This window comes from Geomonas propionica (genome assembly GCF_016458235.1).
Lineage (GTDB): Bacteria > Desulfobacterota > Desulfuromonadia > Geobacterales > Geobacteraceae > Geomonas > Geomonas propionica.
Genome location: NZ_JAEMHK010000008.1, coordinates 13,717 through 40,064 on the forward strand (window position 1 = coordinate 13,717; position 26,348 = coordinate 40,064).

Sequence of the window (26,348 nt, forward strand, 5' to 3'; positions counted from 1 at the left end):
GGGAACGTCATGCACGTAGAACAGATCTCCATATTCATCGAAAACAAGTTCGGACGTCTGGCCGAGGTGACCCGCATCCTGGGCGATGCCGGGGTCAACATCCGCACCCTGTCCCTGGCGGACACCTCCGACTTCGGGATTCTGCGCCTGATCGTGAACGACACTGAGAAGGCGAGGACCGTGCTCAAGGAGCGCGGCTTCACGGTGAGCAAGACCGAGGTGGTCGCGGTCGAGATCCCGGACCGTCCCGGCGGGCTCGCCGACATCCTCCAGGTGCTGGACGCCGATGGCATCAACGTTGAGTATATGTACGCCTTCGTGGAGCGCTGCGGCGAGAACGCGGTGATGATCTTCCGCTTCGACGAGACCCAGAAGGCCATCGCCACCCTAACCGGCAAGAGTTTCAACGTGCTGCCGGGGGAGAGGCTGTATAGCATGTAGTTTCACCCGGGAGTGATGGCGGCACTGAGGCGCCGCCGTTCCTTCGTAGGGATGAGGGGGGCGAATGATTATTCGCCCCTACAGGGTGTGCAGGGGGGGAGTTGTCGTTATTGTAGGGGCGAATAAATATTCGCCCAGCGTACTCGCCCCGGCGGCACCCCCTCCCGATTTGAACCGTTTGTTTAGCTGCTGTCGTACAACTCGCTGATATTCAATGTGGTTAACCAAGTAGAGGGGGGCAACAGATGAGAAGGATGTTCGCTGTAATCGGTATCACCATGCTGCTTCTGTGCAGCGCCAGCGCGGCATTCGCCGCGGCTCCGATCAAGATCGGAGGACTTTTCGCCGTTACCGGTCCTGCTTCCTTCCTTGGCGAACCTGAAAAGAACACCCTTGAACTGCTGGTCAAAGAGGCCAACGCCAAGGGTGGCATCAACGGTTCCAAGATCGAACTCTTCATCTACGACACCGGCGGGGACGCCACCAAGGCGGTCCAACTCGCCAACAAGCTGATCAAGAACGACAAGGTGGTCGCCATCGTCGGCCCCAGCACCACCGGCGAGTCGATGGCCGTCATCCCCGTCGCCGAGAAGGAGCAGATCCCGCTCATTTCCTGCGCCGCCGGCATCAAGATTACCGATCCGGTCAAGAAGTGGGTCTTCAAGACCCCCGCCAACGACCACGTCGCCGCCGAGAAGATCCTGATCCAGGCCGAGAAGCTGAAGCAGAAGAACATCGCCCTCATCACCGTTTCCGACTCCTTCGGCTCCTCCGGGCGGGAACAGCTGAAGCAGATGGCCGCCAAGCGCGGCTTCAAGATCGTCGCGGACGAGGTCTATTCCCCCAAAGATACCGACATGACTCCGCAGCTTACCAAGATCAAGGCTGCCAAGCCCGACGCCATCATCTGCTGGGGCACCAACCCGGGGCCGGCCATCATTACCCGCAACCTGCAGCAGCTCGGCATCAAGACCCAGATCTACCAGAGCCACGGCGTCGCTTCCAAGAAGTACATCGAGCTCGCCACCGCCCAGGCCGCCGAGGGTATCATGCTTCCCGCTGGCAAGCTTGCCGTATTCGACCTGCTGAAGCCGACCGATCCGCAGGCGAAGCTGCTCAAGGACTACAACACCGACTATAAGAAGAGCTACGGCGTCGAGGCCTCCACCTTCGGCGGTTACGCCTACGACGGCTTCCAGCTCATCGCCGCCGCCATCAAGAAAGGGGCCACCACCCCGGTACAGATCCGCGACGGTATCGAGAAGAACGGCCGCATGGTGGGTGTGTCGGGCATCTTCAAGATGACACCGACCGATCACAACGGCCTCGACCTGGGCGCGTTTGAAATGGTGCGCATCGTCAAGGGTGATTGGGTCATCGTCAAATAACGACCTGCGGCAGGAGTGCCGCTCAAAAGGAGAGGGAAATCGTGAAAAAACTTGTCTCGACTGCTTTTGCTTCGTTCGCATTGTTCTGCCTGTCCACCGCCGCACTGGCAGCTCCGCCGATCAAGATCGGCGCGCTCTTCGCCGTTACCGGTCCCGCGTCGTTCCTCGGCGAGCCCGAGCGCAACACGGCGCAGATGGTGGTCGACGAGATCAACAAGGCCGGCGGCGTCAAGGGACGCAAGCTGGAGCTGATCACCTACGATACCGGCGGTGACGCCACCAAGGCCGTGCAGCTCGCCAACAAGCTGGTCAAGAACGACCAGGTGGTCGCCATCATCGGCCCCAGCACCACCGGCGACAGCATGGCGATCATCCCGATCGTCGAGAAGGCCCAGGTACCGCTCATCTCCTGCGCGGCCGGCAGCAAGATCACCGAGCCGGTGAAAAAGTGGGTCTTCAAGACGGCCCAGAACGACGGGCTGGCAGTAGCCAAGATTTACGAGCAGTTGAAGAAGGAGAAAAAGACCAAGATTGCCATCCTGACCGTGTCCGACGGCTTTGGCGCCTCCGGTCGCGAGCAGTTGAAGGCGCAGGCCGCGCACTACGGCATCCAGATCCTCTCCGACGACACCTACGGTCCGAAGGACACCGACATGACGGCGCAGCTCGCCAAGATCCGCGGCTCCCAGGCCCAGGCGCTCATCTGCTGGGGCACCAACCCCGGTCCGGCCGTGATCGCCAGGAACGCGAAGCAGCTCGGCCTCTCCATCCCGGTCTACATGAGCCACGGCGTCTCCTCTAAGAAGTTTATCGAGCTGGCCGGCGATGCCGCCGAAGGGATCAAATTGCCGTCCGGCAAGGTACTGGTCGCCGACCTGCTGCCCAAAAATGACAAACAGAGAGCCTCCCTGCTCGCCTTCATCAAGGACTACCAGAACCACTTCAGGGCCGAGGGCGACCACTTCGGCGGCCACGCCTGGGATGCGGTCATGCTCCTGAAAGGTGCCATCGAGAAGGGTGGCGACACCTCCGCCGGCATCCGCAACGCGCTGGAAAACACCCGCAACTTTGCGGGCATCGGCGGCATCTTCAGCTACTCCGCCAAGGACCACGCCGGCCTGACCAAGGACGCCTTTACCCTGGTCGAAGTGCGCAAAAAAGACTGGGTGCTGGTCAAGTAGGTAAAGAGGATTCATGGAGCTTTTAAACCAGGTAACGCAGTTCGTCATATCGGGGCTCGCCACAGGTTCCATCTACGCCCTGATTGGCCTCAGCTTCGCCATCATCTTCAATTCGACAGGGATCATCAACTTCGCCCAGGGTGAGTTCGTCATGCTGGGCGGAGTGTTGACCATCTTCTCGCTGAACGTGCTGCATCTGCCGCTTATCGCTGCCATCCTCGCGGCGGTAGCCGTCACCACCGTCATAGGTATTGTTTTCGAGCGGCTGGCCATCCGGCCGCTCAAAAACGCCACTCCGCTCATGCTCATCATCATCACCATCGGCGCCAGCATCCTGATCCGCGGCCTGGTGATGCTCTTATGGGGCAAGGACACCCAGGCGCTGCCTGCCTTTTCCGGGACCGATCCGATCAGTGTGGCCGGCGCGACCCTGTTGCCGCAGCACCTCTGGATCTTCGGCGTCACCGTGCTGGTCATCATCGGCTGCCGGCTTTTCTTCAACCACACCATCAGCGGCAAGGCCATGCGCGCCTGCTCCTTCAACCGCCGCGCCGCCAACCTGGTCGGCATCAGCGTCGGGCGCATGGTGCTCTTCTCCTTCGTGATTTCCGCCGCCGTCGGTGCTCTGGCCGGGGTTATCATCGCGCCGCTCACCATGACCGCCTACGACGTCGGCGTCATGCTGGGGTTGAAGGGGTTCTGCGCCGCCATCATGGGGGGCATGGGCAGCGGTCTGGGCACCGTGCTCGGTGGGCTGATCCTCGGCACCCTCGAGTCGCTCGGCGCCGGTCTCATCTCCTCGGGTTACAAGGACGCCATCGCATTTTTCATCCTGCTCCTGATTCTTTTCATCAGGCCGCAGGGGCTTTTCAAGAAGGGCGAAACAGAAAGGGTTTAAAGGTTTTACTTTGAAATCGGACAGAATAAAATTTCTCGTTTTTGCCCTCGTGGTGCTACTCGTCCCGCTGCCGCTCTCCGGTGGGTACCTCACCAACGTCCTCATCTTCGTCGGCATCAACAGCGTGCTCGCCCTGGGGCTCAACCTCCTGCTGGGCTACGCCGGACAGATCTCGCTCGGGCAGGCGGCCTTCTTCGGCTTGGGCGCCTACGGCTCCGGCGTCCTGACCACCACCTACGGCCTCAACCCCTGGCTGGCCATGATCGCAGTCGCCGTCTGTGTTGGCCTGTTCGCCTTTGCCATCGGCTTCCCGGTGCTGCGCCTGAAGGGGCACTACCTCGCCATGGCGACCCTCGGCGTCGGCGTCATAGTCAACATCGCCTTCAACGAAACGGTGGAACTGACCGGCGGACCATCCGGGCTCTCCGGTATCCCCAACCTGAGCATCGGCAGCCTCACCTTCGATTCCGACTTGAAGAACTACTACCTGGTTTGGGTGTTCGCACTGGGGATGATCCTCTTGTCGCTGAACCTGGTCAACTCCCGCTTCGGCCGCGGCCTTCGGGCCATCCACGATTCCGAGATCGCCGCGCGCGTCATGGGTGTCAACGCGAGGCTCATGAAGGTGCAGGTATTCACCCTCTCGGCCGTCATGTCGGCCATCATGGGGAGCCTGTACTGCCACGTGATGACCTTCATCTCGCCTAACTCGTTCGGTTTTCACTTCTCGGTGGAGATCCTCACCATGATCGTCATCGGCGGCCTGGGAAGCGTGTACGGCTCCGTCCTCGGCGCCTTGCTGCTGACCCTGCTCCCGGAGATGCTGCGCACCTTCCAGGACTACGACATCATCGTGTACGGACTTTTGCTGATCACCATGACCATCTATCTCCCAGGCGGTCTGGTAGAGGGGATCCCGGCGCTGTTGCGGCGCCTGGTGCCGGCCAGAAAGGTAAGGGAGGGGAGCGATGCTTAGCCTGAACGGAATCGGCAAGAGGTTCGGCGGGCTGACCGCTCTGGAGGGGATCAGCTTCAACGTAGGCAAGGGCTCCATCACCGGGATCATCGGCCCCAACGGCGCCGGCAAGACCACGCTCTTCAACGTCGCCACCGGGATCTATCCCCCCTCCAGCGGGGCGGTGCTCCTGGAGGGGAAGGATATCTCCAAGCTGCCGCCGGAAGGGCGCGCGCGGCTGGGGCTGGTGCGCACCTTCCAGAACATCGAGCTCTTCGGCAAGATGACCGTGCTGGAGAACGTCATGGTGGGGCTGCACACCCAGAGCAGTTCCGGCTTGTTCGCCTGCTCCTTCCGGATGCCATGGCAGATGAGCGAGGAGCGCCGCATCCGCGAGCGCGCCATGGAATTGCTCGACTTTGTCGGGATTCCGGAACTGGCCGAGGTCCAGGCGGGGACGCTTTCCTTCGGCAAGGGGAGGCTCCTCGAGATCGCCCGCGCCATGGCGCTGGAGCCGAAGCTCCTCTTGATGGACGAGCCGGCGGCGGGCCTCAACAGCAGCGAGACTGCGGATCTGGCCGAGCTGATCAAGCGGATCCGCGACCTGGGCGTCACGGTGGCACTGGTCGAACACGACATGGACCTGGTCATGGACATCTGCGACCAGTTGGTGGTCCTGAACCTCGGCACCATGCTGGCCGAGGGGACCCCGAGGCAGATCCAGGACAACCAGGCCGTCATCACCGCGTACCTGGGCGAAGAGTAGGGCAAAGGGAGCAGATGCTAAAGATCAAGAACATCAACGCCTATTACGGCAAGGTGCACGCGCTCAAGAACGTCTCGCTGCACCTGAAGCCAGGCGAGATAGTGACCCTGATCGGCGCCAACGGCGCCGGCAAGACGACGCTGCTCAACACCCTTTCCGGCATCATCCCCACCTCAAGCGGGGAGATCCTGCTGGAGGGGAATAACATCGTCGGGCAGGCGGCTGACCGCGTGGTTTCCCTGGGGCTGTCCCAGGTGCCGGAAGGGCGGCAGGTTTTCAACCCGCTCATGGTCGAGGAAAACCTGGAGTTGGGCGCCTACCTGCGTTACCGCGCCGGCGGGCAGAGGCACGAGATCGGCGCCGACCTGGAGCGGATGTACCAGATGTTCCCGAGGTTGAAGGAGCGCCGTCGCCAGGCGGCGGGAACTCTCTCCGGCGGGGAGCAGCAGATGCTGGCCATCGGCCGCGCGCTCATGGCGCGTCCCAAGCTGCTCCTTCTGGACGAGCCGTCCATGGGACTCGCCCCCCTGGTGGTGCAGGACATCTTCAAGGTAATCGAGCATCTGCGCAGCGAGGAGGGGACTACCATCCTCCTGGTCGAGCAGAACGCGCGCGCCGCGCTGAAGGTCGCCGATCGCGGCTACGTCCTTGAGACCGGTAAAGTGATACTTGAAGGAAAGGGATCCGAGCTGCTGGAAAACAAGGATGTACAGCGCGCCTATCTGGGGCGCGACAAGAAAGAAATTTGGGAGAGGTAGCTATGCAGATTTGGGAACCCGAATACGAGTGCATGCCGCGGGAGGAGATCGAGCAGCTCCAATTGGAGCGGCTCCAGGCTACTCTGAACCGCGTTTACAAGAACGTCACCTGCTACCGCACCAGGTTCAAGGAGTTGGGGATCGTCCCCGAGGACGTCCGGTCCCTCGCCGACCTGGCCAAGCTCCCGTTCACCACCAAGGAGGACCTGCGCCTCAACTACCCCTACGGCATGTTCGCCGTGCCGCTGCGCGAGGTCGTTCGCATCCACTCCTCCTCCGGCACCACCGGCAAGCCGACTGTCGTGGGCTACACCAAGCACGACCTCAAGGTTTGGTCGAGCCTCGTTGCCCGCTTCATGACCGCGGCCGGCGTCAACAGCGACGACGTGGTGCAGATCGCCTTCGGCTACGGCCTCTTCACCGGCGCCTTCGGCCTGCATTACGGCTCCGAGACGATCGGCGCCTCCGTCATCCCCATGGGCGCGGGCAATACTGAAAAGCAGATCATGATCATGCAGGACTATCGCACCACCGCGCTGGTATCCACGCCGAGCTATGCGGTCACCATCGCGGAGCGGATGGAGAAGATGGGGATCGATCCCAAGGGCCTTACCCTGAAGGTCGGTCTCTTCGGCGGCGAGCCGTGGTCCGAGGCGATGCGGCGCGAGATCGAGGAGCGGCTCGGCATCACCGCCACCGACAACTACGGTCTCTCCGAGGTCATCGGCCCCGGCGTCGCCGGCGAGTGCCTGTGCAAGCGCGGCATGCACATCTCCGAGGACCACTTCATCGCCGAGATTATCGACCCCGATACCGGCGCGGTGCTTCCTCCCGGTAGTGTGGGCGAACTGGTGCTCACCTCGCTCACCAAGGAAGCCTTCCCGATGGTCCGGTACCGGACCCGCGACATCACTTCGCTCGACTACGAGAAGTGCGAATGCGGCAGGACCATGGTGCGCATGAAGAAGACCATGGGGCGCTCCGACGACATGCTCATCATCAAGGGGGTAAACGTCTACCCGTCGCAGATCGAGGACGTGCTGTTCGCCATCGAGGGGTGCCAGCCGCACTACCAGCTGGTCGTGGACCGCAAGGGGGCGCTCGACACCCTCGAGATCCGTATCGAGGTGACCGAGAACATCTTCTTCGACGAAATGAAGAAGCAGAAGGCTTTCCTGGACAAGGTGGAGAAGAAGATCGACTCCGTGCTGGGCGTCGGCGCCGTGGTGAAGCTGGTCGAGCCGAACAGCATCCCGCGGGCCGAAGGCAAAGCGTGCCGCGTCATTGACAACAGGAAAATCTAGACTAGCATTGATTCCGCTTTTGCTTTCAAGCCGGGTGTTATAGACAAGGCTGCAAGCATACTCAACTGGGGCACGCCCCCCCGATACTACCAAGGAGGAATCAACATGAAGAAGGTTCTCGTTGCTACTGCTGCTGTGCTGTCTATGTCCGTAATTGCGGTTCCCGCTTTTGCCGAGGCCAAGAAAGGCGAGAAGATCGATGCCAAGGCCAAGTTCGACCAGCACTGTGTTGCCTGTCACCCCAAAGGCGGCAACATCATCAAACCCAGCAAGGGCCTGGGCAAGAAGGACCTGGCCGCCAACGGCATCAAGACCGAGAAGGACATCGTTGCCAAGATGCGCAACCCCGGTCCCGGCATGACCAAGTTCGACGCCAAAGCCGTACCCGATGCCGAAGCCAACGCCATCGCGAAGTACATCCTGGCTACTTACAAGTAATTGCTTTACGCAGACATCACCAAAGCACCTGCCGGCCTATAGCCAGCAGGTGCTTTTTTGTTTTTCCTAGGAATCTACCCTTAGCAAAGGATGCGTTGGTTTTGTAGCCGTGACGCTAGCACTACGTCCCCCCCTTGTTAAAGGGGGGACAGAGGGGATTTGCTCTTTGCTGGCACACCCTAAATATCTCTTCCAAAACCGCTGTCGTTTCGACTAATACCTGCCGGTTGTCAAATCTCAGCACCATCAATCCCTGTTCTTTCAGATACGCGTCTCGCGCGGCGTCAACGTTGCACAGTTCCTCCTGCAGATGCTGACTGCCATCTACCTCAATCACCAACTGTGCCGCGGCAGCAAAGAAATCGACAATATAAGGGCCCAGCGGTTTCTGACGATGGAACTGGAGCCCTAGGAGTTGCTTGCCCCGCAGGTGAGACCACAGCAGTTGCTCGGCGTCGGTCATCTGCTTGCGCAGTGTACGGGATGGCCCTTTGAGACGGTGATTGTAATTCCGGAACAAGGTTAAATCCCCCCTGGCCCCCCTTTGTCAAGGGGGGGACGTGAGTGCTCGTGTAGTGCTTTGTGGGCAAGGTAGATCCGCTCCTGCAATGGCATAGAACGGCCGGGATATGGTTAAATCCCCTCTGGCCCCCTTTGCTAAAGGGGGGGCAGGGGGGATTTCTTCTTTGCTGGCACCCTCTGATTCGACGACACACTATACCCTATCCCCGGAGCTTCGGTTGGACACTTTTTCCAGTTTGACTTTGCCGTCAATACTGTTAAACCGATCTAATGTTTTTTAACCCGGCTTAAGCAAGGAGCGGGCGATGGCAAAGAAAAGTTGGCTCTTGAAGTGGCCGGCCCTGCGCCAGTTGGCCAATGGTGATCTGGCGGGACTGGGCGATACGGCGATGTCAGAGAGGACGCATTCCCTAAAACCACGGACCTCGACCGCTGACAAGATTGTGGGGTCGGTCTGCCCTTATTGCGGCGTTGGCTGCGGCCAAAAGGTCTATGTCAAAGACGGCAAGATCATGGACATAGAAGGGGACTACGACTCTCCCATCTCGGAGGGGTGCCTCTGTCCCAAGGGCTCGGCTACCATGCAGCTCGTGACCGGGACGCACCGGGGCATGAACGTCCTGTACCGGCGCCCCTACGGCAAGAGGTGGGAGAAGATCCCGCTCAAACAGGCCATGGACATGGTGGCGGATCGGGTCAAGCAGACGCGCGACGAGACCTGGGAGGATCAGCACGAACAGGGGCATCCGCTGCGACGCACCCTTGGAATCGCGCACCTGGGCGGCGCCACCCTGGACAACGAGGAAAACTACCTGATCAAGAAGCTGTTCACCGCCTTGGGGGTGATCCAGGTCGAGAACCAAGCCCGCATCTGACATTCCTCCACCGTCCCCGGTCTGGGGATTTCGTTCGGCAGGGGAGGGGCGACCACCTTTCAGCAGGACCTGCAGCACTCCGATTGCATCGTCATCCAGGGCTCCAATATGGCCGAGTGTCATCCGGTCGGCTTCCGCTGGGTCATGGAGGCCAAGCGCCGCGGCGCCACCATCATCCACATCGATCCCCGTTTCACACGGACCAGCGCCGTCGCCGACATCCACGTCCCCATCCGTCCCGGCAGCGACATCGCCTTCCTGGGCGGATTGATCAATTACATCATCACCAACGAACGCTGGTTCCGGGACTACGTCATCAACTACACCAACGCCGCCGCCCTCGTCTCCGAGGACTACCAGGACACTGAAGACCTGGACGGCCTCTTCAGTGGGTGGAATGCGGAGAAGGGGCAGTACGACCCGTCGTCCTGGCAGTATCGAGGCTTGGAAGTGACCCCTGCCGCTGGTCACCGGGAGATGTTCTCCGGTGAACCGCGCGCCGAACGCGGGGCCATCGTCTCCGCCGAAGAACACGACTTCACGCTCACCGATCCCCTTTGCGTGTTCCAGATCGTGAAGAAACACTTTTCCCGCTATACGCCCGAGGTGGTGCAGGAGGCGTGCGGCATCCAGCCCGAGATGTTCGAGAAAGTGGCACGCGCCTTGTGCGACAACTCCGGTCGGGACCGGACCAGCGCCTTTTGTTACGCCGTCGGCTGGACTCAGCACTCGATAGGGGTTCAATACATCCGCACCGCAGCAATTGTCCAAATGCTCTTGGGCAACATCGGACGTCCCGGCGGCGGCATCATGGCCCTGCGCGGGCACTCATCCATTCAGGGATCAACCGACATCCCGACCCTGTACAACATGCTCCCCGGCTACCTCCCCATGCCCAAGGCCTCTTACGATACCGATCTGAAGAAATACCTGGAATATAACGAGTCCGCATCAGGTTGGTGGAGCGAGTTCCCCAAGTACATGGTTTCACTCCTGAAGGCGTGGTATGGCCCCGCCGCGATCGCGCAGAACGAGTGGTGCTACAACTACCTGCCCCATATCTCGGGGGATCATTCCCACATGGTGACGGTGGCCGCGATGGCCGACGCAAAGGTGCAGGGGTACTTCGTCATGGGGGAAAATCCGGCGGTGGGATCGATGAACTGCGCCCTGCAACGCAAGGGTTTGCGCAACCTGAAGTGGCTCGTCGTGCGGGACTTCGCGCCGACGGAAACGGCCGAGTTCTGGCGCAACGCACCCGAAATCGTCGCCGGAGACATCAAGCCGGAGGAGATCGGCACCGAGGTCTTCTTCTTTCCCTGCGCCGCCCACACCGAAAAAGACGGTACCTTCACCAACACGCAGCGACTTTTACAGTGGCACCACAGGGCGGTTGAACCGCCCGGCGACTGTCGCTCCGAACTGCACTTCATCTGGCACCTCGGCAGGAGGCTGAAGGAGCTGTACCGGCCCTCGGCGGAACCCAAGGATTTCGCTCTGCGCGACCTGACCTGGGACTACCGCAGTATCGGAGCGATCGAGGAGCCTGACGCCGAGGATGTGCTAGCCGAGATCAGCGGTTATTCCCTTGGGGACCATAAGTACTTCGCCGGGTACAAGGAGCTGAAGAATGACGGCAGCACGGTTTGCGGCTGCTGGATCTACTGTGGCTGCTACAAGGACGGTGTGAATCAGCCTGCCCGCCGGAAGCCGGCGACCCAGCAGACCTGGGTGGCGCCGGAATGGGGCTGGGCGTGGCCCGACAACCGGCGCCTGCTCTACAACCGCGCTTCGGCCGATCCCGATGGCAAGCCGTGGTCGGAACGCAAGAAATACGTCTGGTGGGACCCGGAGCAGCGCAAGTGGACCGGCTACGACAACCCAGACTTCATCGTCGACCGTCCTCCCGACTACCGCCCCGGCCCGGACGCCAAGGGGATCGACACCCTTTCCGGCATCGACCCCTTCATCATGCAGGCCGAAGGTAAGGCGTGGCTCTACGACCCCAATGGCCTTCTGGATGGCCCGCTCCCCACCCACTACGAACCCGAGGAGTCGGTGCTGAAAAACCCGCTCTACGGGCAGCAGTGCAACCCGGCGCGCATGGAGTGGGTTCGCGCCGACAACCCGTATCATAAGGCGTGGGGGGATCCGGATTATCCCTTCATCGCCACGACCTACCGCCTGACCGAGCACCACACCGCCGGTGGCATGAGCCGCTGGGTGCCCTGGCTGTGCGAGCTGCAGCCCGAGATGTTCATCGAGGTGTCGCCGGAGCTGGCCGAACTGCGCGGGCTGGAGAACGGCGGCTGGGCCACCGTCAGCACCATCCGCGGCGAGATCGAGGCGCGGGTTCTGGTGACCGAGCGGATGCAGCCTTTCGTGCAGCAGGGGCGCACGCTGCACACGGTGGGGCTTCCCTATCACTGGAGCTGGATCGGCCGCTCCACCGGGGACGCCGCCAACGAGCTCACCGCCTTTGTGGCCGACCCCAACGTGAGCATCGAGGAATCGAAAGCCTTTTCCGTGCAGGTGGTGGCGGGGAGAAGGTCGAGGAAGCGGCGTGCCGCAACCCAGGGGGCGCTGGTCGAGCGCGAGGTGGCAGGCCCTGAGCGCGACCTCCCTCCGGTTCACCAAAAGCCCGTCGGCCAACACGGACTGCACGCGGAAAAGACGGAAATGACGGAGGAATCATGACCACGCCAGCTACCGGTTTCTTTACCGACACCAGCGTCTGCATCGGCTGCAAGGCATGCGAGGTCGCCTGCAAGCAGTGGAACCAGCTTCCTGCGGACGGAGACTTCTTCAGCGGCCGCTCCTACGATAACACCATCCACCTGGAGGCCACCACCTGGCGCCACGTCGCCTTCGTGGAGCGCCAAGAGCGGCTCTCCGGCCAGAGTACGGCTCGCCCATTCTCCTGGCTCCTCATGTCCGACGTCTGCAAGCACTGCGAACGCGCCGGCTGCCTGGAGGCGTGCCCGACCGGCGCGATCGTCCGTACCGAGTTCGATACCGTCTATGTCCAGCCCGATGTCTGCAACGGCTGCGGCTACTGCGTGGTCTGCTGCCCCTTCGGGGTGATCAACCGGCGCGAGGACGACGGCCGCGCCTGGAAGTGCACACTTTGCTACGACCGCCAAAAGGGAGGGATAGAGCCGGCCTGTGCCAAGGCATGCCCCACGGACTCGATCACCTTCGGTAAGCTGGATGATCTGAAGGAGATGGCCCGGAACCGGCTGCAGGAGCTGCACCGGCGCGGGGTGACCGAGGCCTGGCTCTACGGGATGAGCGAGCGGGATCAGCCGGGGACGGAAGGGCTGCACGCTTTCTTCCTGCTGCTGGATCGCCCCGAGGCGTACAACCTTCCTCCCGATCCGTCGGTGCCGACCAAGGGGGTTATGGGGTCCTGGGGTGTCATGGCGCTTGCCGCTGCGGGGATGGCGGCTGCGGCGCTTGCCGCCGCGCATAGCAGGGGAGGTGACCGCAAATGATCCTGGCACAGAGCAGGTTGCACGTAGGGAGGGAGATGAGCCCGGAGCTGGCGCTGCAGACCGGCGAGGGGGCGGGGCAACGGGTGAAGCATCCCGAACCGGATGCTGGCGGTATCGTGCCACTGTGGCGGGAAGTGCCATCGCGATACACGGCGCCTGGATACTACGGGCTCGCCCTGCTCAAGGAGCCGGTCTGGATCTGGTCCGTGCCGTCCTATTTCTACATCGGCGGGGTGGCGGGAGGTAGCGCCATGCTGGCCGCCGCTTTGCACGGTAAGAAGAGACTGCGCAGGCTGGCGTCATGGTGCCGCCTGCTGGCTTTTGCCGGCACCACGGTCGGTCCGGCCCTCCTTACCTACGACCTGGGCAAGATGAGTCGTTTCCTGAACATGCTGCGCGTGTTCCGCCCCAGCTCGCCCATGAGTATCGGGTCGTGGTCGCTGGCCGGGACAGGGATGATGGCGACCCTCTTCCTGTTGCAGGGGGACCGCTCCGGTGCGGTTACCCGCTACGGGACAGCAGTTGGGGGACTCCTGGTGGCCGGTTACACCGGCGTGCTTTTGGGGAACACGGCAAACCCGCTGTGGCGTGAACGGCGGCTGCTCCTGCCGCTGCTGTTCATGTCGTCGGCCGCGGCGAGCACAGCGGGAGTGCTACAGATGATGCCGCTGGACAAGCGCGAAGAGAAGGTGGTGCAGCGCTTTGGGCTGGTCGGCAAGGCGGGTGAAGCGGCCAGCATGGTCGCCATGCAGAGGAATGATTCGACTGTCCCGGAGGTTGCTGCAGCCGCAAGGGAAGGGAAGGGGGGCATGTTATGGACGGCGGCGAAGGCCGCGCTCGTTTCCGGCATCCTGGTCGAACTGCTGCCGGTACGCTCGCCGCTGAAGAGGAAGGTGAGCGGAGCCCTCACCACCCTCGGTGCCATCTGCCTGCGCTTCGCGCTGCTGGAGGCGGGGAAGGCCGCGGCACGGGAGCCGCAGGCTACCATTGCCTTGGAGCGCGGGAGGATGAGGCGGTAAGAGGAAGAGGCCGGTGGTGGGAAAAAGCTACCCGGCAATATATAAGCAAAGAGCGCCGCAGGTTTTCCTGCGACGCTCTTTTATGGCACAAAGTAGATGGATTCCCCGCCACTTGCGGCTTCCCCCATCCAGCTCCTTCCAACTGTAAAATCAAATCCCCCCTGTCCCCCTTCGCAAAGTGGGGGACGCTGGTTCGCGTGCAGCGCTTCGTGGCTACCTCCCCCGTAATTCTCTGCTGAAACTTCGCAAAGCGGAGGCGGTTGCAGCATGGGCAATCTACAGTGTCTGCTTGGCCGCCGATACCTTGATCTCAAGGACCGCCCGCGCCCAGGGGAAGGTGGCTTTGGTGGAGTCGAAGGTGGGACCCGAGTCGACGATGGTCCCGGTGCCTTCCACGAAGAAACCGGTGCCGGGGCCGTGTGTTCCCTCCACCTCGCGCGCACCCAGCGTGATCAGAACCCGCGGGTTCTGGGCCAGGTTGTTTTCGGTTACGTGCATGTAGCCCACCGGCACCAGCAATTTGCCATCCCCGCTGATCCTCAGGTAGCTGTTCCAGGTGTTGACCATGTGCGGGCCTTCGATTCCCTGCGTCACTATGGCCACTACACCCTCATGTGCCATCACTTCTTTCATCTTGTCCGGAATTGGTATCATCATATAGCTCCTCCTTTGGTGGTTACCATTGTCTCAGTTCGATAGGGAAGCCGTCACAATCCTTGATCTCGGCACGTTTGGAAGGACCGAGGGTGACCGGCCCCCAACTCGGGTTGATTCCTTTCCCTACTAGGTACTCCAGAGCCTCGTCCATATTGTCGACTTCCAACGCCATCATCCGGTATCCCGTGCCCCACGGCTCCACTTGGGTTATGGTGGCATCGGTTACCCGCATCAGCTCCACCACGGTGTCCCCGAGTGCCAAGTAGGCAATCTCCTCCAGTGGCGCGGCCGGTACGGCCATCCGCTGTTTCACTGTGAAGCCCAGGATCTCCGTGTAAAACGTGATGGAACGTTCGAAGTCGGTGGGTATTATCTCAATATGATCAATCCTTTTAAACATTGTCGCCTCCGTATCTGTATATCTACTTACCGCTTTACTTGTGCTGTTCTTTACTTTGATTCCGCTATGAGTGCGGCGTTAGGTGCTTTGTCAGGAACCCGCATCCACTGTGCCGCAATGAGTGAGATGACACCAAGCACCGTGCCGCCGATGAAAGGTATCCGGTAATCCATCATCCAGAAATATCCCCCCAAGGCTGGCAGGAAGACGGCGGCAATGTGGTTGATAGTAAAACCCACTGACATGGATGAGGCGATGTCGGCCGGATCGGCCACCTTCTGGAAGTAGGTCCTGATGGCGACTTCGAAATTGTAGAGGATGTTATCCAGTATGTACATCAGCATGACCAGATTTTTAGACGTGGTGAAGGCGTAGACCAGGAAGATGACGATGACGCCGGAGTACTCGATGGAGGAGATGGTGCGCTCGCCGAAGTGGTTGATCGCTTTTCCGATCAACGAGTTGAGGATGTAGGCCACCACGTTGTTGATGATGAACAGGATGGTCATCTCGCGGACAGTAAAATGGAACACCTGGACCAGGAGCAGGATGGAGAAGACCACAAAGATCTGGCGTCTGGCGCCGGAGAGCAGCGTCAGCAGGTAAAAGAGCGAATAGCGGCGGCGCAGGATCATCTTCTTGCGCTGCGGTACGATGCCGGCGTGGGTGGGGTTCTGGAACAGCCCCCAGACGCCGGCCGCCAGCACCAGCGCGCCGATAGCCAGGTACATCTCGCGGTAGTGCGCGATGCCGCTCAGGCAATACACGATGATGCCGGCGACGACGCTCGATACCGCTGCGAGCGCACGCAGACGGCCGAAAATGAGCGGCGACACGGCGGTCGAGAAGTATTGCAGCGTGAGAGACTGGTTGGTGCTCTCGTAATAATGGAAGCCGAAGCTCATCACAACCGTTGTGAAGATGACCCAGCCATAGGAGGGGATCAGGGCGGTGATGCCGGTCCCGAGGCCCAGTAGGACGATGGAAAGCGCCGCCAGCTTGTGCTCCCGCACCAGCAGCAGCACGAACACGACCAGCAGCGACAACAGTCCCGGTATTTCGCGCACCGACTGGGTGACGCCCACCTGGCTCCCGTTGAGATGCACCATCTCAGCGGCGAAGTTGTTGAAAAGGATAGTGTAGCCCTGCAGGCCGATGGTCGAGGCGGCGGTCAGCACCACCAGAAAGCGCAGCATCGGGCGCTGCTCAGAGGTCAACAGTCCCGCGTCCAATTTTCCAAGTACACCTTTCATGCAGTCTCCAGTTGTCTCGCGGTTCCCGCGCCGGCTCCAGCCGGGCAGAAGCGCTATCTTTAGCACCGATGGCGGCCGCTTGTATATACCGCTCTCTTTAATGATCGTGCGGCGGCTTGACATTAATGGGGCGCCAGCTACTTTTTATGAATGTTTTCAGCCGAGATCACTGCTACGACAGGAATAGCGGGCAGAACAGTATCAACTTCAAGGAGGAAGTCATGCAAAAGTATCGCTGCACGGTTTGTGGGTACATTTATGATCCAGAGGTAGGGGACATTGATAGCGGTGTGGCGCCGGGAACCGCCTTTGAAGACATTCCGGAGGATTGGGTCTGTCCGGTGTGCGGTGTCGATAAGAGCATGTTTGAGCCGGAATAAGCCTCAAAGGGAGACCAGCTTATGAAGTGTGTGATCATCGGCGGGATAGCTGCTGGGCTTTCAGCGGCCAGTCAGATAAAGCGGCAGTCTCCCGAAGCTGAGGTGGTTGTTCTCGAGAAGAGCGGTGACGTCTCCTACGCCGCCTGCGGCATGCCCTACAACCTCTTCTTCAGGGACAAGCCGGTGGAGAAGTTGTACGCACTTCCTTTGGAAACCATCCGAAGCGAGCGCGGTGTCGATTACAGGCTGTACCAGGAAGTAACCCGCATCGACGCAGAGGGAAAGGAGGTCGAGGTCACCGATCTTCAGAGCGGTAAAAGTTACAGCGAAAGTTACGATTTCCTGGTCTATGCCACCGGAAACAAAGCGATCCGCCTCGACTATCCCGGCTTCGACGACCGCGACGTCTTCTACTTCCGAACCCTTGAAGATACCCGCCGCGCCAAGGAGTTCCTGTACCAAAATCCCCCGGCCAAGGTGCTCTTGGTCGGCGCCGGTTACACCAATCTGGAAGTAGCCGATGTCCTCACCAACTTGAAGCTCACGCCGGTGATCATCGAGAAGGCGCCGGTGATTCTGCCGTCCTTCTGCGAAGAGGTGCGCGAGAAGGTCGTGGCAAAGGCACTGGAGAAAGGGATCGAGCTTTTCACCGGTGTCGATGTCGAGGAGAAGGCGGGGCGCCAGGTGAAGACATCGGCCGGGACCTTCGAGGCCGACATGGTGGTGGTGGCTGCGGGAGCACGCCCGAACACCGCCCTCTTTGCGGCGGCCGGGGGCGAATTGGGCGTTGCCGGCGCGGTCAAGGTGGACCGCTACCTGCGCACCAACCTGGACGGCGTCTTCTCCGGCGGGGACTGTGCCGAGCACTACGTCCGGCAGTTGGGGCTCAACTCGTACTTCCCGCTCGGGCCGGCGGCCAACAAGCAGGGACGTGTCATCGGCCACAACATCTGCAATCCCGACCGGATGACCGAGTTCTGGGGCATCGACCAGACCGCGGTCTTCAAGTTTTTCGACTACACCATCGCCACCACCGGACTCAGCGAGCGGCAGTTGCAGACGCTTAACAAGAACGTGGTCAAGGTGGTGGTGGATGGCCCGACCAGGGGCGAGTTCCCCGGTGGCGGCACCATCCGCATCGTGCTTTTGTGCGAGAAGGGAAGCGGCCTCTTGCTGGGCGCCCAGATGATAGGCGAGGATGTGGTGGCCAAGCGGCTGGACGTCCTGGCCACCGCCATCTACAAGAAGATGACCGTGTTCGAGATCGCCGAGCTGGACCTGAGTTATTCCCCGCCTTACGCGCCGGTCTGGGATCCCATCCTGGTCGCGGCCAACGTCGCTGTAAAAAAAGTCTGAGGAGAAGACATGAGCGTATTAAACAGCTACAACACCCTCTCCACGCTCACCGTGGACGGCAAGACCTACCGCTATCACTCGCTGAAGGCGTTCGCGGCCAACTCGGGCATCGATATCAGCCGGCTCCCTTACTCCATGAAGATTCTGCTGGAGAACCTGCTGCGCCGCGAGGACGGTGTGGTGGTGAAAAAAGAGGACATCGAGGCAGTGGCGCGCTGGGACGCGCAGGCCGAGCCGGACCAGGAGATACAGTTCATGCCGGCGCGCATCCTGTTGCAGGACTTCACCGGTGTGCCTGCCGTGGCCGACTTGGCCGCCATGCGCTCGGCCTTGGACCGCCTCGGAGGGCGGCCTTCTGACATCAACCCGATGCAGCGCGCCGACCTGGTCATCGACCATTCGGTGCAGGTGGACCAGTATGGCAGCCAACTCGCCCTGCAGGCGAACTCGGTGCTGGAGTTCGAGCGTAATCACGAGCGCTACCAGTTCCTGCGCTGGGGGCAGTCCGCCTTCAGGAACTTCAGCGTCGTGCCGCCGGCGACCGGCATCTGCCACCAGGTGAACCTGGAATACCTGGCCCAGGTGGCGCTGGTGAATACGGTCGAGGGGGAGGACGGCGCTGAGTGGGTGCTGCCTGACACCCTGGTCGGCACCGATTCGCACACCACCATGATCAACGGCCTGGGCGTGGTCGGTTGGGGCGTCGGCGGGATCGAGGCGGAAGCGGCGATGCTGGGGCAACCCTGCTCGATGCTGATCCCGCAGGTAGTCGGCTTCCGGCTGACAGGCGCCTTGAGCCCCGGCGCCACCGCCACCGACCTCGTGCTGACCATCACCCAGATGCTCAGGAAGAAAGGGGTGGTCGGCAAATTCGTGGAATTCTACGGCCCCGGCGCCGCCTCGCTCAACATCGCCGACCGCGCCACCATCGGCAACATGGCACCCGAGTACGGCGCCACCATCGGCGTCTTCCCCGTCGACGAGCAGACCTCGGCATATCTCGGGCTCTCAGGCAGGGGCAAAGTGGTGCCGCTGGTGGAGACTTATTTCAAGGAGCAGGAACTCTGGCGCTCCTCGGACCGCCCCGAGCCGGTGTTCAGCGACACCCTGGAGTTGGACCTCGCCGATGTGGAGCCGTCGCTGGCCGGCCCCAGCCGTCCCATGGATCGTGTGCGCCTGAAAGAGGTGCGCGGCTCGTTCAGGAGGCAGCTCGTTACCCTGCGGCAGCAGGACGCGGCTCACGTGGACAAGGAAACCTTGAACCGCTGGCTCGGGGAAGGGGGCTCGCCCGTCACGGTCGCCCCGGAACTGATGACTGAACACCCGGACAAGGCACTTGGCTCGCTGGGGCAGTGCGTCCCGGTGCGTCAGCCCGACGGCACCAGCTACAACTTGTGTCATGGCTCCATCGTCATCGCAGCCATCACCAGTTGCACCAACACCTCCAATCCTTCAGTGATGATCGGGGCGGGTGTCCTGGCGCGTAACGCAGTGCGACGCGGCCTCCAGGTGCGCCCCTGGGTCAAGACCAGTCTCGCCCCCGGCTCCAAGGTGGTCACCGACTACCTGGCCGCAGCATGCCTTACGCCGTACCTGGACGCACTCCGCTTCCACCTGGTCGGCTACGGCTGCACCACCTGCATCGGCAACAGCGGCCCGTTGGCGGATCACATCTCGCGCGCGGTTGTGGAAGGTGATCTCGCCGTCGCGGCGGTACTCTCCGGCAACCGCAACTTCGAGGGGCGCATCAATGCACACGTCCGGGCCAACTACCTCGCTTCGCCCCCGTTGGTGGTCGCCTATGCACTCGCCGGCAACATCAACATCGACCTGACCCGCGATCCCCTCGGTACCGACCCCAACGGGGAGCCGGTCTACCTGAAGGACATCTGGCCCGACGACAAGGAGGTGGCGGAGCTGGTGCAGAGCTGCGTGCATGCCGAGTCCTTCGCCACCAACTACGCCGACGTTTTCCACGGTGACGAGCAGTGGCGCGGGCTTTTGGTGCCGAGTGGCGAACTGTACCAGTGGCAGGAGGATTCCACCTACATCAAGGAGCCTCCCTTCTTCCTCGACCTCCCGCCTGAGCCGCAACCGGTACAGGACATCACCGGTGCGCGCTGCCTCGCTCTTTTGGGCGACTCCATAACCACGGACCACATCTCGCCGGCAGGGTCCATCGGCAAGGCGACGCCGGCCGGCCGCTATCTGATGTCGCTGGGCATCGAGCCCAAGGACTTCAACTCCTACGGCGCGCGGCGTGGCAACCACGAGGTGATGGTGCGCGGCACCTTCGCCAACACCAGGATCAGGAATGCGCTGGTCCCCGGCGTGGAAGGCGGCGTCACCATGTACTTCGCCAAAGGGGACGGCAGCGGCAAGCAGATGTCCATCTTCGACGCGTCGGAGCAGTACCGCGCCGAGGGTACCTCGTTGGTCGTCATAGCCGGCAAGGAGTATGGTACCGGCTCCTCCCGTGACTGGGCCGCCAAGGGAACCAAGCTCCTTGGCGTGCGGGCGGTGATAGCCGAAAGCTTCGAGAGGATCCACCGCTCCAACCTGGTCGGCATGGGGATTCTGCCGCTGCAGTTCCTGCCGGGAGAGGGGTACAAGAGCATCGGCCTCAACGGCACCGAGAGTTTCGACCTCACCGGCCTCAACGACCTGACGCCGGGGCAGAAGCTCGAGGTGAAGTTCACCGGCGTTGACGGAGCGACCGGTTCCTTCAACGTTTTGGTGCGCATCGATACCTCCAACGAGCTCGACTATTACCACCACGGCGGCATCCTGCCGTTCGTGCTCAGGCAGTTTCTCAAGTAGATAGACCCAGTCGCTTGTTACTCCCTCCCCTGGAGGGGGAGGGTCGGGGAGGGGGCCGCCAACAGCTATTCCCCCCTCCCGACCTCCCCCTTCCGGGGGGAGGAGACAGCCTGTAGTGCAATCCCACCTATTTTTACCGCGCACCCATATCCCAACCGGCAAAGGTGGGCGAATGATTATTCGCCCCTACAATTCTTGCTTGACCCGTCATACCCCCAGGGGGTATTGTCTTGTTTAACGATATACCCCCACCCGGTATCGGGTGCCCGGAGGAGACCATGGCTGACTCTTCAAAAAACAAGCTGAACACCCGCGTGAAAAGAATCGCCGGGCAGGTCGCAGGCATCGAACGGATGCTGGACGAGAAACGCTACTGCGTGGACATCCTGAACCAGATTTCCGCCGTGCGCTCTGCGCTCGATGCGCTAGGTGTTGAACTGCTTACCCGTCACCTGGAGAACTGCGTGCTGGGGCAGGGGGGCGACAAACAACACGACCAGGCCAAGCCGATGAGCCAGCAGCAGCTGTTGGGCGAGGTCAAGACGGCGCTGTCGCGGTTTCTGAAGTAGTGCTTTGGAGGAAGACAAAATGGCTGAAAAAGTAATCTTACGCGACCCCGTATGCGGGATGGAAGTCGGCGCTGCTGCTCCCCTTTCCGCCACGCACAAAGGGACCAGCTACAAATTCTGCTCCGCGACCTGTCTGGAGAAATTCCTGGAATCGCCGGAGACGTATCTCAACCAAGTTGCGGCGCCCGCAACTGCGGAGGCGCTTGCCCCGGCAGCCCCACCAGTGACGGCACAGGAACGGGCGGAGCAGTGCGAGTTCCCGCTTCTGGGCATGAACTGCGCGGGCTGCGCAGGTCGCATCGAGAAGACCCTGAACACGACACCTGGCGTGGTGACTGCGGCGGTCAATTTCGCCACCACCCGCGCCACTATCAAGTTCGACCCCCGGGGAACTTCACCCGACACGCTCAAGCAGGTGGTGCGCGACATGGGTTACGACGTCTTGGAATCCGGCGAAGCAGGGGAGACCGACGAGGCCGGCATGCTGGAAGCGCAGACCCAGGTGCACGAGGCACAGTACAGGAAAAACCGTACCAAGTTCTGCGTGGCGCTGGCCCTGACCCTGCCTGTGGCGGTGCTCGCCATGGCCGGACACGTGGTGCCTGCGTTGGCCGACGCCTTCAACTTTCCAGGGCGCGCCTGGGTCGAGCTTGCCCTGACAACTCCTGTATTGTTCTGGGCCGGTCGCGAGTTCTTCACCGGCGCCTGGACCGCCGCCAAGCACCGTGTCGCCGACATGAACACCCTGGTTGCATTGGGCACCCTCTCCGCCTATGTCTTCAGCCTGGTCGCCACTATTGCCCCGGAGTGGCTCATAGCCGGAGCAGGCGCTTCGGGCGTAACTGCCGGTCACGCACACGCCATGGCCTCGCCGGTCGGCGTCTACTACGAGGTGGCCGCCATCATCGTCACCTTGATCCTGATGGGGCGCCTGCTGGAGGCGCGCGCCCGCAGCAAGACGAGCGGCGCCATCCATGCCCTCATCGGACTGCAGCCCAAACTGGCCCGCGTGGTACGGGACGACAGGGAGGAGGATATCCCGATCGCCGAGGTGCAACTGGGCGACGTCATCGTGGTGCGTCCCGGCGAAAAGGTGCCGGTGGACGGTGAAGTGATCGAAGGGGGCTCTTCGGTCGACGAGAGCATGCTGACCGGCGAGCCGCTGCCGGTGCAAAAGAAAATAGGCGACACGGTGATCGGCGCCACACTGAACAAGACCGGCTCTTTCCGGATGCGCGCCACGAGGATCGGCAAGGACACCGTGCTGCAGCAGATCGTGCGACTGGTGCAGCAGGCCCAGGGAAGCAAGGCGCCCATCCAGCGCCTGGCCGACCTGATCGCCAGCTATTTCGTGCCGGTGGTGATCAGTCTCGCCATTGCCACCTTCGTGATCTGGTTCGATGTTTCGCCGCCCGAGACGCGCCTCAACATGGCGGTACTCACCTTCGTTTCGGTGCTGATCATCGCCTGCCCCTGCGCCCTTGGTCTCGCCACTCCGACCGCCATCATGGTCGGCACCGGGCGCGGCGCCCAAAGCGGCATCCTGATCAAGGGGGGCGAGGCACTGGAAACCGCCCACAAGCTGACCACCATCGTCCTGGACAAGACCGGCACCATCACCCGCGGCGTCCCTTCGGTCACGGACGTGGAAACTTTCCTGGTAGATAGGCAAACCCTGCTGCAGCTCGCCGCCTCGGCCGAGGCCGGCAGCGAGCACCCACTGGGAGAGGCAATCGTGCGCTCGGCAGAGGAGGAGGGGCTCGAGCGGCTTTCGGTGAGCGGGTTCAACGCCATCCCGGGGCACGGCATCGAGGCTGAAGTGGCGGGCAAAAAGATCCTCGTGGGCACTGAGCTGCTGCTGACCAACAACGGTGTCGCCGTCAATCCATCGAAAGCGCACCTGCTGGCGGACGCGGGAAAAACTCCGGTGCTGGTGGCAATCGACGGGAGGTTCGCCGGTGTCATCGCCGTCGCAGACCCGATCAAGGAAACGTCTGCCGCCGCCATCAAGCGTCTGCACGACCTGGGTCTCGAGGTGATCATGCTGACCGGTGACAATCGCCGCACCGCCGACTCCATCGCACGCCAGGTAGGCGTGGACCGCGTGGTCGCCGAAGTGCTGCCGGACGGGAAGGGCGAAGAGGTGAAGAAACTGCAGGCACAGGGCAAGGTTGTAGCCATGGTTGGCGACGGCATCAACGACGCCCCGGCGCTGGCGCAGGCCGATGTGGGGATCGCTATGGGGAGCGGCACCGACGTCGCCATCGAGGCGGCCGACATCACGCTGGTGCGCGGGGACCTGAACGGTGTCATCTCCAGCATTGCACTCTCCCGGGCCACCATCGCCAACATCAAGCAGAACCTGTTCTTCGCCTTCATCTACAACATTCTCGGTATCCCGATCGCGGCGGGGATCCTGTACCCGTTTACCGGGTGGCTCCTGAGTCCGATCATCGCTTCGCTGACCATGGCGCTCTCCTCGGTCAGCGTGGTCACCAACGCCCTGCGTCTGCGCGGGTTCACCGTAGAAAGGGGATAACCATGGACACTACCCAGATACTCGTAACCGTGGCCGGCGCCGCCCTTATTGCCGGCAACCTCTGGTTCTTTTTCGGCAAAAAAGCTACTATCAAGCCCGTTGCCAAGGGCGCCCTCTACGCCTGCCCGATGCATCCCTGGATCACCAGTAACGATCCCACCGCCGACTGCTCGATCTGCGGCATGAAACTGGTCAGAAGCGACGAGATAAGCACGTAACGAAGCAACTGTGGTTGTGGAATATTCTGCTGTCGAGGTGGAATATTCCTCCAACCAGATAGCCCACTCCCTACCGTTTACCCGCGCTGTATGCGCTTTTACAGGCACTTAGCACAAGATATTCCTCTTGGCATGACACTTGATATAGAGCAGCCGGTAGTCGTTGCAAGGAGATGCCGCGGGGTTCCGCCTCCTCGGTCCCGCGGCATCTTTCAACCCGCAGCACGGAGACAAGATGAAACTGCACACCATCTCGATCAACAACCTGAAGCGCCGCAAGGCCAAGATGGCGTTCCTGACCATCGGCCTCATGGTCGGCATCGCCACCATCGTGACCCTGGTCACCCTGACCCGCTCCATGTCCAACGACATCGAGCGGAAGATGGACGAGTTCGGCGCCAACATCCTGATCACCCCGCAGAGCAACGGCCTGTCCATGAACTACGGCGGCATCAACCTGGGCGGCGTCACTTTCGATCAGCGCGAGATCAAGCAGGAGGACCTGGACAAGGTCCGCAAGATCAAGAACAACAAGAACATCTCCTCCATCTCTCCCAAGGTGCTGGGCGGGGTGAAAATCGGCACCCACGACGTGCTGCTGGTCGGCGTCGATTTCGCAGCGGAGTTGAAGATGAAGCAGTGGTGGCAGATTTTCGGCGCCGAGCCAAAAGGGGACAACGAGTTGCTCTTGGGGAGCGACGCCTCCAATACTCTCAACGCGACCTCGGGCGACAGCATCGAGATCAAGGGGGAGAAGTTCAAGGTTGCCGGCGTCCTGAACCAGACCGGGTCGCAGGACGATTCGCTGGTCTTCATCGCGCTGCCCAAGGCGCAGAAGATCCTCGGCAAGGAAGGAAAGATCACCATGGCCGAGGTTGCGGCACTCTGCTCCGGTTGCCCCATCTCCGACATGGTGAACCAGATCGCCGAACTCCTCCCCGACAGCAAGGTGTCCGCGATCCAGCAGGTGGTGGCGGGACGTCTCAAGGCACTGGACCAGTTCAAACGCTTCTCCTACGCCATGGCGAGTGTCGTTGTCTTCATCGGCTCCCTCATCGTTTTCGTGACCATGATGGGGAGCGTCAACGAGCGCACCACCGAGATCGGCGTCTTCCGTGCCATCGGATTCCGGAAGAGCCACATCATGCGCATCATCCTGCTGGAGGCCGCCCTGGTGAGCCTTCTGGCTGGGGTGTTGGGATACGCTGCGGGCATGGGAGGTGCGAAGCTCGCGCTCCCATTCATGGCTGAAACCAAGAATGCCCACTTGGTTTGGGACACTACGGTGGCCTTCGGGTCGATTGGACTGGCGCTGCTGCTCGGCATCCTGGCCAGCCTCTACCCCGCGCTGCACGCCAGCAAGATGGATCCGACCGAGGCCCTGCGGGCACTTTAAGAGGACGATATGGCAATCATAGCAATGAAGAACGTGAAGAAGCAGTACCAGACCGGATCCGACTTGGTCGAGGCGCTACGCGGCGTGGATATCACCATCGAGGCTGGCGAGTTCATCACCATCATGGGGCAGTCCGGCTCAGGCAAGAGCACGCTGCTCTCGGTCCTGGGCGGGATGAACCATCCCACCAGCGGCGACGTCGAAATGGCCGGGGTGAAGCTGTACCAGTTGAAAAGCGAGGAGTTGGCGGACTTCCGGGCGCAAAACCTCGGTTTCGTGTTTCAGTCCTTTCACCTGATCCAGTATTTGACCGCCCTCGAGAACGTCATGCTGCCGCTCGCCATCGTCAAGATGAGCACCGCCGCCAAGAAAGAAGCGGCCCGCCAAGCGTTGGAGCGGGTGGGGCTGGGCGGCAAGACCGACCGGCTGCCCAACCAGCTCTCCGGCGGCGAGCAGGAGCGCGTCGCTATTGCGCGCGCCATCGTTAATAATCCGCACATCCTTCTTGCCGATGAACCGACGGGCAATCTGGACTCGAAAACCAGCGAGGAAGTCATGACGCTGTTCAGGCAGCTGAACCAAGCCGGACAAACGGTCGTCATGGTCACTCATAACCCCGAGAATGGCGCTTATTCGGATCGAACCATTCATTTAAAGGACGGTTTGATCAGCGCCTAGATCGCAGGAACCTGTCGCCAGATAGAAAGATCTGGGGGAGCAC

Annotated in this window: 24 protein-coding genes; 20 read left to right on the forward strand and 4 right to left on the reverse strand. The window is 61.6% G+C overall.

Annotated elements, in window-relative coordinates; translation table 11 throughout:
- Positions 1–9: 9 nt before the first annotated feature.
- The 9 genes from JFN90_RS11640 (at position 10) to JFN90_RS11680 (ending at position 8,129) form a co-directional block, all read left to right on the forward strand.
- Positions 10–441 (forward strand): ACT domain-containing protein, encoded by a 432-nt coding sequence (locus JFN90_RS11640; protein WP_199395290.1) that lies wholly within the window; start codon positions 10–12, stop codon positions 439–441.
- Between the two features lie 245 nt (positions 442–686).
- On the forward strand, positions 687–1,829 hold the full coding sequence (locus JFN90_RS11645; protein ID WP_199395291.1) for an ABC transporter substrate-binding protein: 1,143 nt from the start codon (positions 687–689) through the stop codon (positions 1,827–1,829).
- A 41-nt stretch (positions 1,830–1,870) separates the two neighbouring features.
- Positions 1,871–3,010: an ABC transporter substrate-binding protein gene (locus tag JFN90_RS11650; protein WP_199395292.1), complete on the forward strand. Its 1,140-nt coding sequence runs from the start codon at positions 1,871–1,873 to the stop codon at positions 3,008–3,010.
- Between the two features lie 13 nt (positions 3,011–3,023).
- Positions 3,024–3,908 carry a branched-chain amino acid ABC transporter permease gene (locus tag JFN90_RS11655; RefSeq protein WP_199395293.1) on the forward strand — a complete coding sequence of 295 codons (885 nt, stop codon included), beginning with the start codon at positions 3,024–3,026 and terminating at the stop codon, positions 3,906–3,908.
- 10 nt (positions 3,909–3,918) lie between these two features.
- A complete protein-coding gene (locus JFN90_RS11660) occupies positions 3,919–4,884 on the forward strand; it encodes a branched-chain amino acid ABC transporter permease (protein WP_199395294.1) in 966 nt (321 codons plus the stop codon).
- Entirely contained in the window at positions 4,877–5,629 is a 753-nt protein-coding gene (locus tag JFN90_RS11665) for an ABC transporter ATP-binding protein (protein ID WP_199395295.1), read from the forward strand. Before JFN90_RS11660 ends, JFN90_RS11665 begins: the two co-directional genes overlap by 8 nt.
- 14 nt (positions 5,630–5,643) lie before the next feature.
- A complete protein-coding gene (locus JFN90_RS11670; protein WP_199395296.1) occupies positions 5,644–6,387 on the forward strand; it encodes an ABC transporter ATP-binding protein in 744 nt (247 codons plus the stop codon).
- Positions 6,388–6,389: 2 nt separating this feature from the next.
- Positions 6,390–7,691, forward strand: coding sequence for a phenylacetate--CoA ligase family protein (locus tag JFN90_RS11675; RefSeq protein WP_199395297.1), 1,302 nt, complete (start codon positions 6,390–6,392; stop codon positions 7,689–7,691).
- A 105-nt stretch (positions 7,692–7,796) separates the two neighbouring features.
- Entirely contained in the window at positions 7,797–8,129 is a 333-nt protein-coding gene (locus JFN90_RS11680) for a c-type cytochrome (RefSeq protein WP_199395298.1), read from the forward strand.
- Positions 8,130–8,250: 121 nt separating this feature from the next.
- Here JFN90_RS11680 and JFN90_RS11685 read toward each other — a convergent pair whose 3' ends face one another.
- On the reverse strand, positions 8,251–8,649 hold the full coding sequence (locus tag JFN90_RS11685) for an endonuclease domain-containing protein (protein WP_199395299.1): 399 nt from the start codon (positions 8,647–8,649) through the stop codon (positions 8,251–8,253).
- A 307-nt stretch (positions 8,650–8,956) separates the two neighbouring features.
- On the opposite strand from JFN90_RS11685, the gene fdh reads away from it, so the two are divergent.
- Genes fdh through nrfD form a run of 3 tightly spaced genes read left to right on the forward strand, consistent with a single transcriptional unit; the run spans position 8,957 to position 14,039 of the window.
- Positions 8,957–12,223: a formate dehydrogenase gene (gene fdh, locus JFN90_RS11695; RefSeq protein WP_215906780.1), complete on the forward strand. Its 3,267-nt coding sequence runs from the start codon at positions 8,957–8,959 to the stop codon at positions 12,221–12,223.
- On the forward strand, positions 12,220–13,020 hold the full coding sequence (locus JFN90_RS11700; RefSeq protein WP_199395301.1) for a 4Fe-4S dicluster domain-containing protein: 801 nt from the start codon (positions 12,220–12,222) through the stop codon (positions 13,018–13,020). Before fdh ends, JFN90_RS11700 begins: the two co-directional genes overlap by 4 nt.
- Positions 13,017–14,039: an NrfD/PsrC family molybdoenzyme membrane anchor subunit gene (gene nrfD / locus JFN90_RS11705; RefSeq protein ID WP_199395302.1), complete on the forward strand. Its 1,023-nt coding sequence runs from the start codon at positions 13,017–13,019 to the stop codon at positions 14,037–14,039. Before JFN90_RS11700 ends, nrfD begins: the two co-directional genes overlap by 4 nt.
- A 276-nt stretch (positions 14,040–14,315) precedes the next feature.
- On the opposite strand, the gene JFN90_RS11710 is transcribed toward nrfD, so the two are convergent.
- Genes JFN90_RS11710 through JFN90_RS11720 form a run of 3 tightly spaced genes read right to left on the reverse strand, consistent with a single transcriptional unit; the run spans position 14,316 to position 16,349 of the window.
- Entirely contained in the window at positions 14,316–14,696 is a 381-nt protein-coding gene (locus tag JFN90_RS11710; protein ID WP_236018966.1) for a pyridoxamine 5'-phosphate oxidase family protein, read from the reverse strand.
- Positions 14,697–14,715: 19 nt separating this feature from the next.
- Positions 14,716–15,096 (reverse strand): VOC family protein, encoded by a 381-nt coding sequence (locus JFN90_RS11715; protein WP_199395303.1) that lies wholly within the window; start codon positions 15,094–15,096, stop codon positions 14,716–14,718.
- 50 nt (positions 15,097–15,146) lie between these two features.
- Positions 15,147–16,349: an MFS transporter gene (locus JFN90_RS11720; RefSeq protein WP_199395304.1), complete on the reverse strand. Its 1,203-nt coding sequence runs from the start codon at positions 16,347–16,349 to the stop codon at positions 15,147–15,149.
- A gap of 221 nt (positions 16,350–16,570) precedes the next feature.
- Here JFN90_RS11720 and rd point away from each other — a divergent pair, with 221 nt between their 5' ends.
- The 8 genes from rd to JFN90_RS11760 all read left to right on the forward strand — a co-directional run bounded on the left by rd (position 16,571) and on the right by JFN90_RS11760 (position 26,305).
- Positions 16,571–16,729, forward strand: coding sequence for a rubredoxin (rd, locus tag JFN90_RS11725; protein ID WP_199395305.1), 159 nt, complete (start codon positions 16,571–16,573; stop codon positions 16,727–16,729).
- A 21-nt stretch (positions 16,730–16,750) separates the two neighbouring features.
- The gene (locus JFN90_RS11730; RefSeq protein WP_199395306.1) at positions 16,751–18,085 is read left to right on the forward strand and encodes an FAD-dependent oxidoreductase; all 1,335 of its coding nucleotides are present in this window, start codon (positions 16,751–16,753) and stop codon (positions 18,083–18,085) included.
- A 9-nt stretch (positions 18,086–18,094) separates the two neighbouring features.
- Complete coding sequence (acnA, locus tag JFN90_RS11735; protein WP_199395307.1) at positions 18,095–20,905, forward strand: aconitate hydratase AcnA; 2,811 nt, start codon at positions 18,095–18,097, stop codon at positions 20,903–20,905.
- A 278-nt stretch (positions 20,906–21,183) separates the two neighbouring features.
- On the forward strand, positions 21,184–21,474 hold the full coding sequence (locus JFN90_RS11740) for a metal-sensitive transcriptional regulator (RefSeq protein ID WP_199395308.1): 291 nt from the start codon (positions 21,184–21,186) through the stop codon (positions 21,472–21,474).
- Positions 21,475–21,493: 19 nt separating this feature from the next.
- A complete protein-coding gene (locus JFN90_RS11745; protein ID WP_199395309.1) occupies positions 21,494–24,013 on the forward strand; it encodes a heavy metal translocating P-type ATPase in 2,520 nt (839 codons plus the stop codon).
- A gap of 2 nt (positions 24,014–24,015) precedes the next feature.
- Positions 24,016–24,231, forward strand: coding sequence for a heavy metal-binding domain-containing protein (locus JFN90_RS11750; RefSeq protein ID WP_199395310.1), 216 nt, complete (start codon positions 24,016–24,018; stop codon positions 24,229–24,231).
- Positions 24,232–24,466: 235 nt separating this feature from the next.
- Positions 24,467–25,627: an ABC transporter permease gene (locus JFN90_RS11755; RefSeq protein WP_199395311.1), complete on the forward strand. Its 1,161-nt coding sequence runs from the start codon at positions 24,467–24,469 to the stop codon at positions 25,625–25,627.
- Between the two features lie 9 nt (positions 25,628–25,636).
- Positions 25,637–26,305, forward strand: a complete 669-nt coding sequence (locus JFN90_RS11760) for an ABC transporter ATP-binding protein (RefSeq protein WP_199395312.1) — start codon at positions 25,637–25,639, stop codon at positions 26,303–26,305.
- Positions 26,306–26,348: the final 43 nt, after the last annotated feature.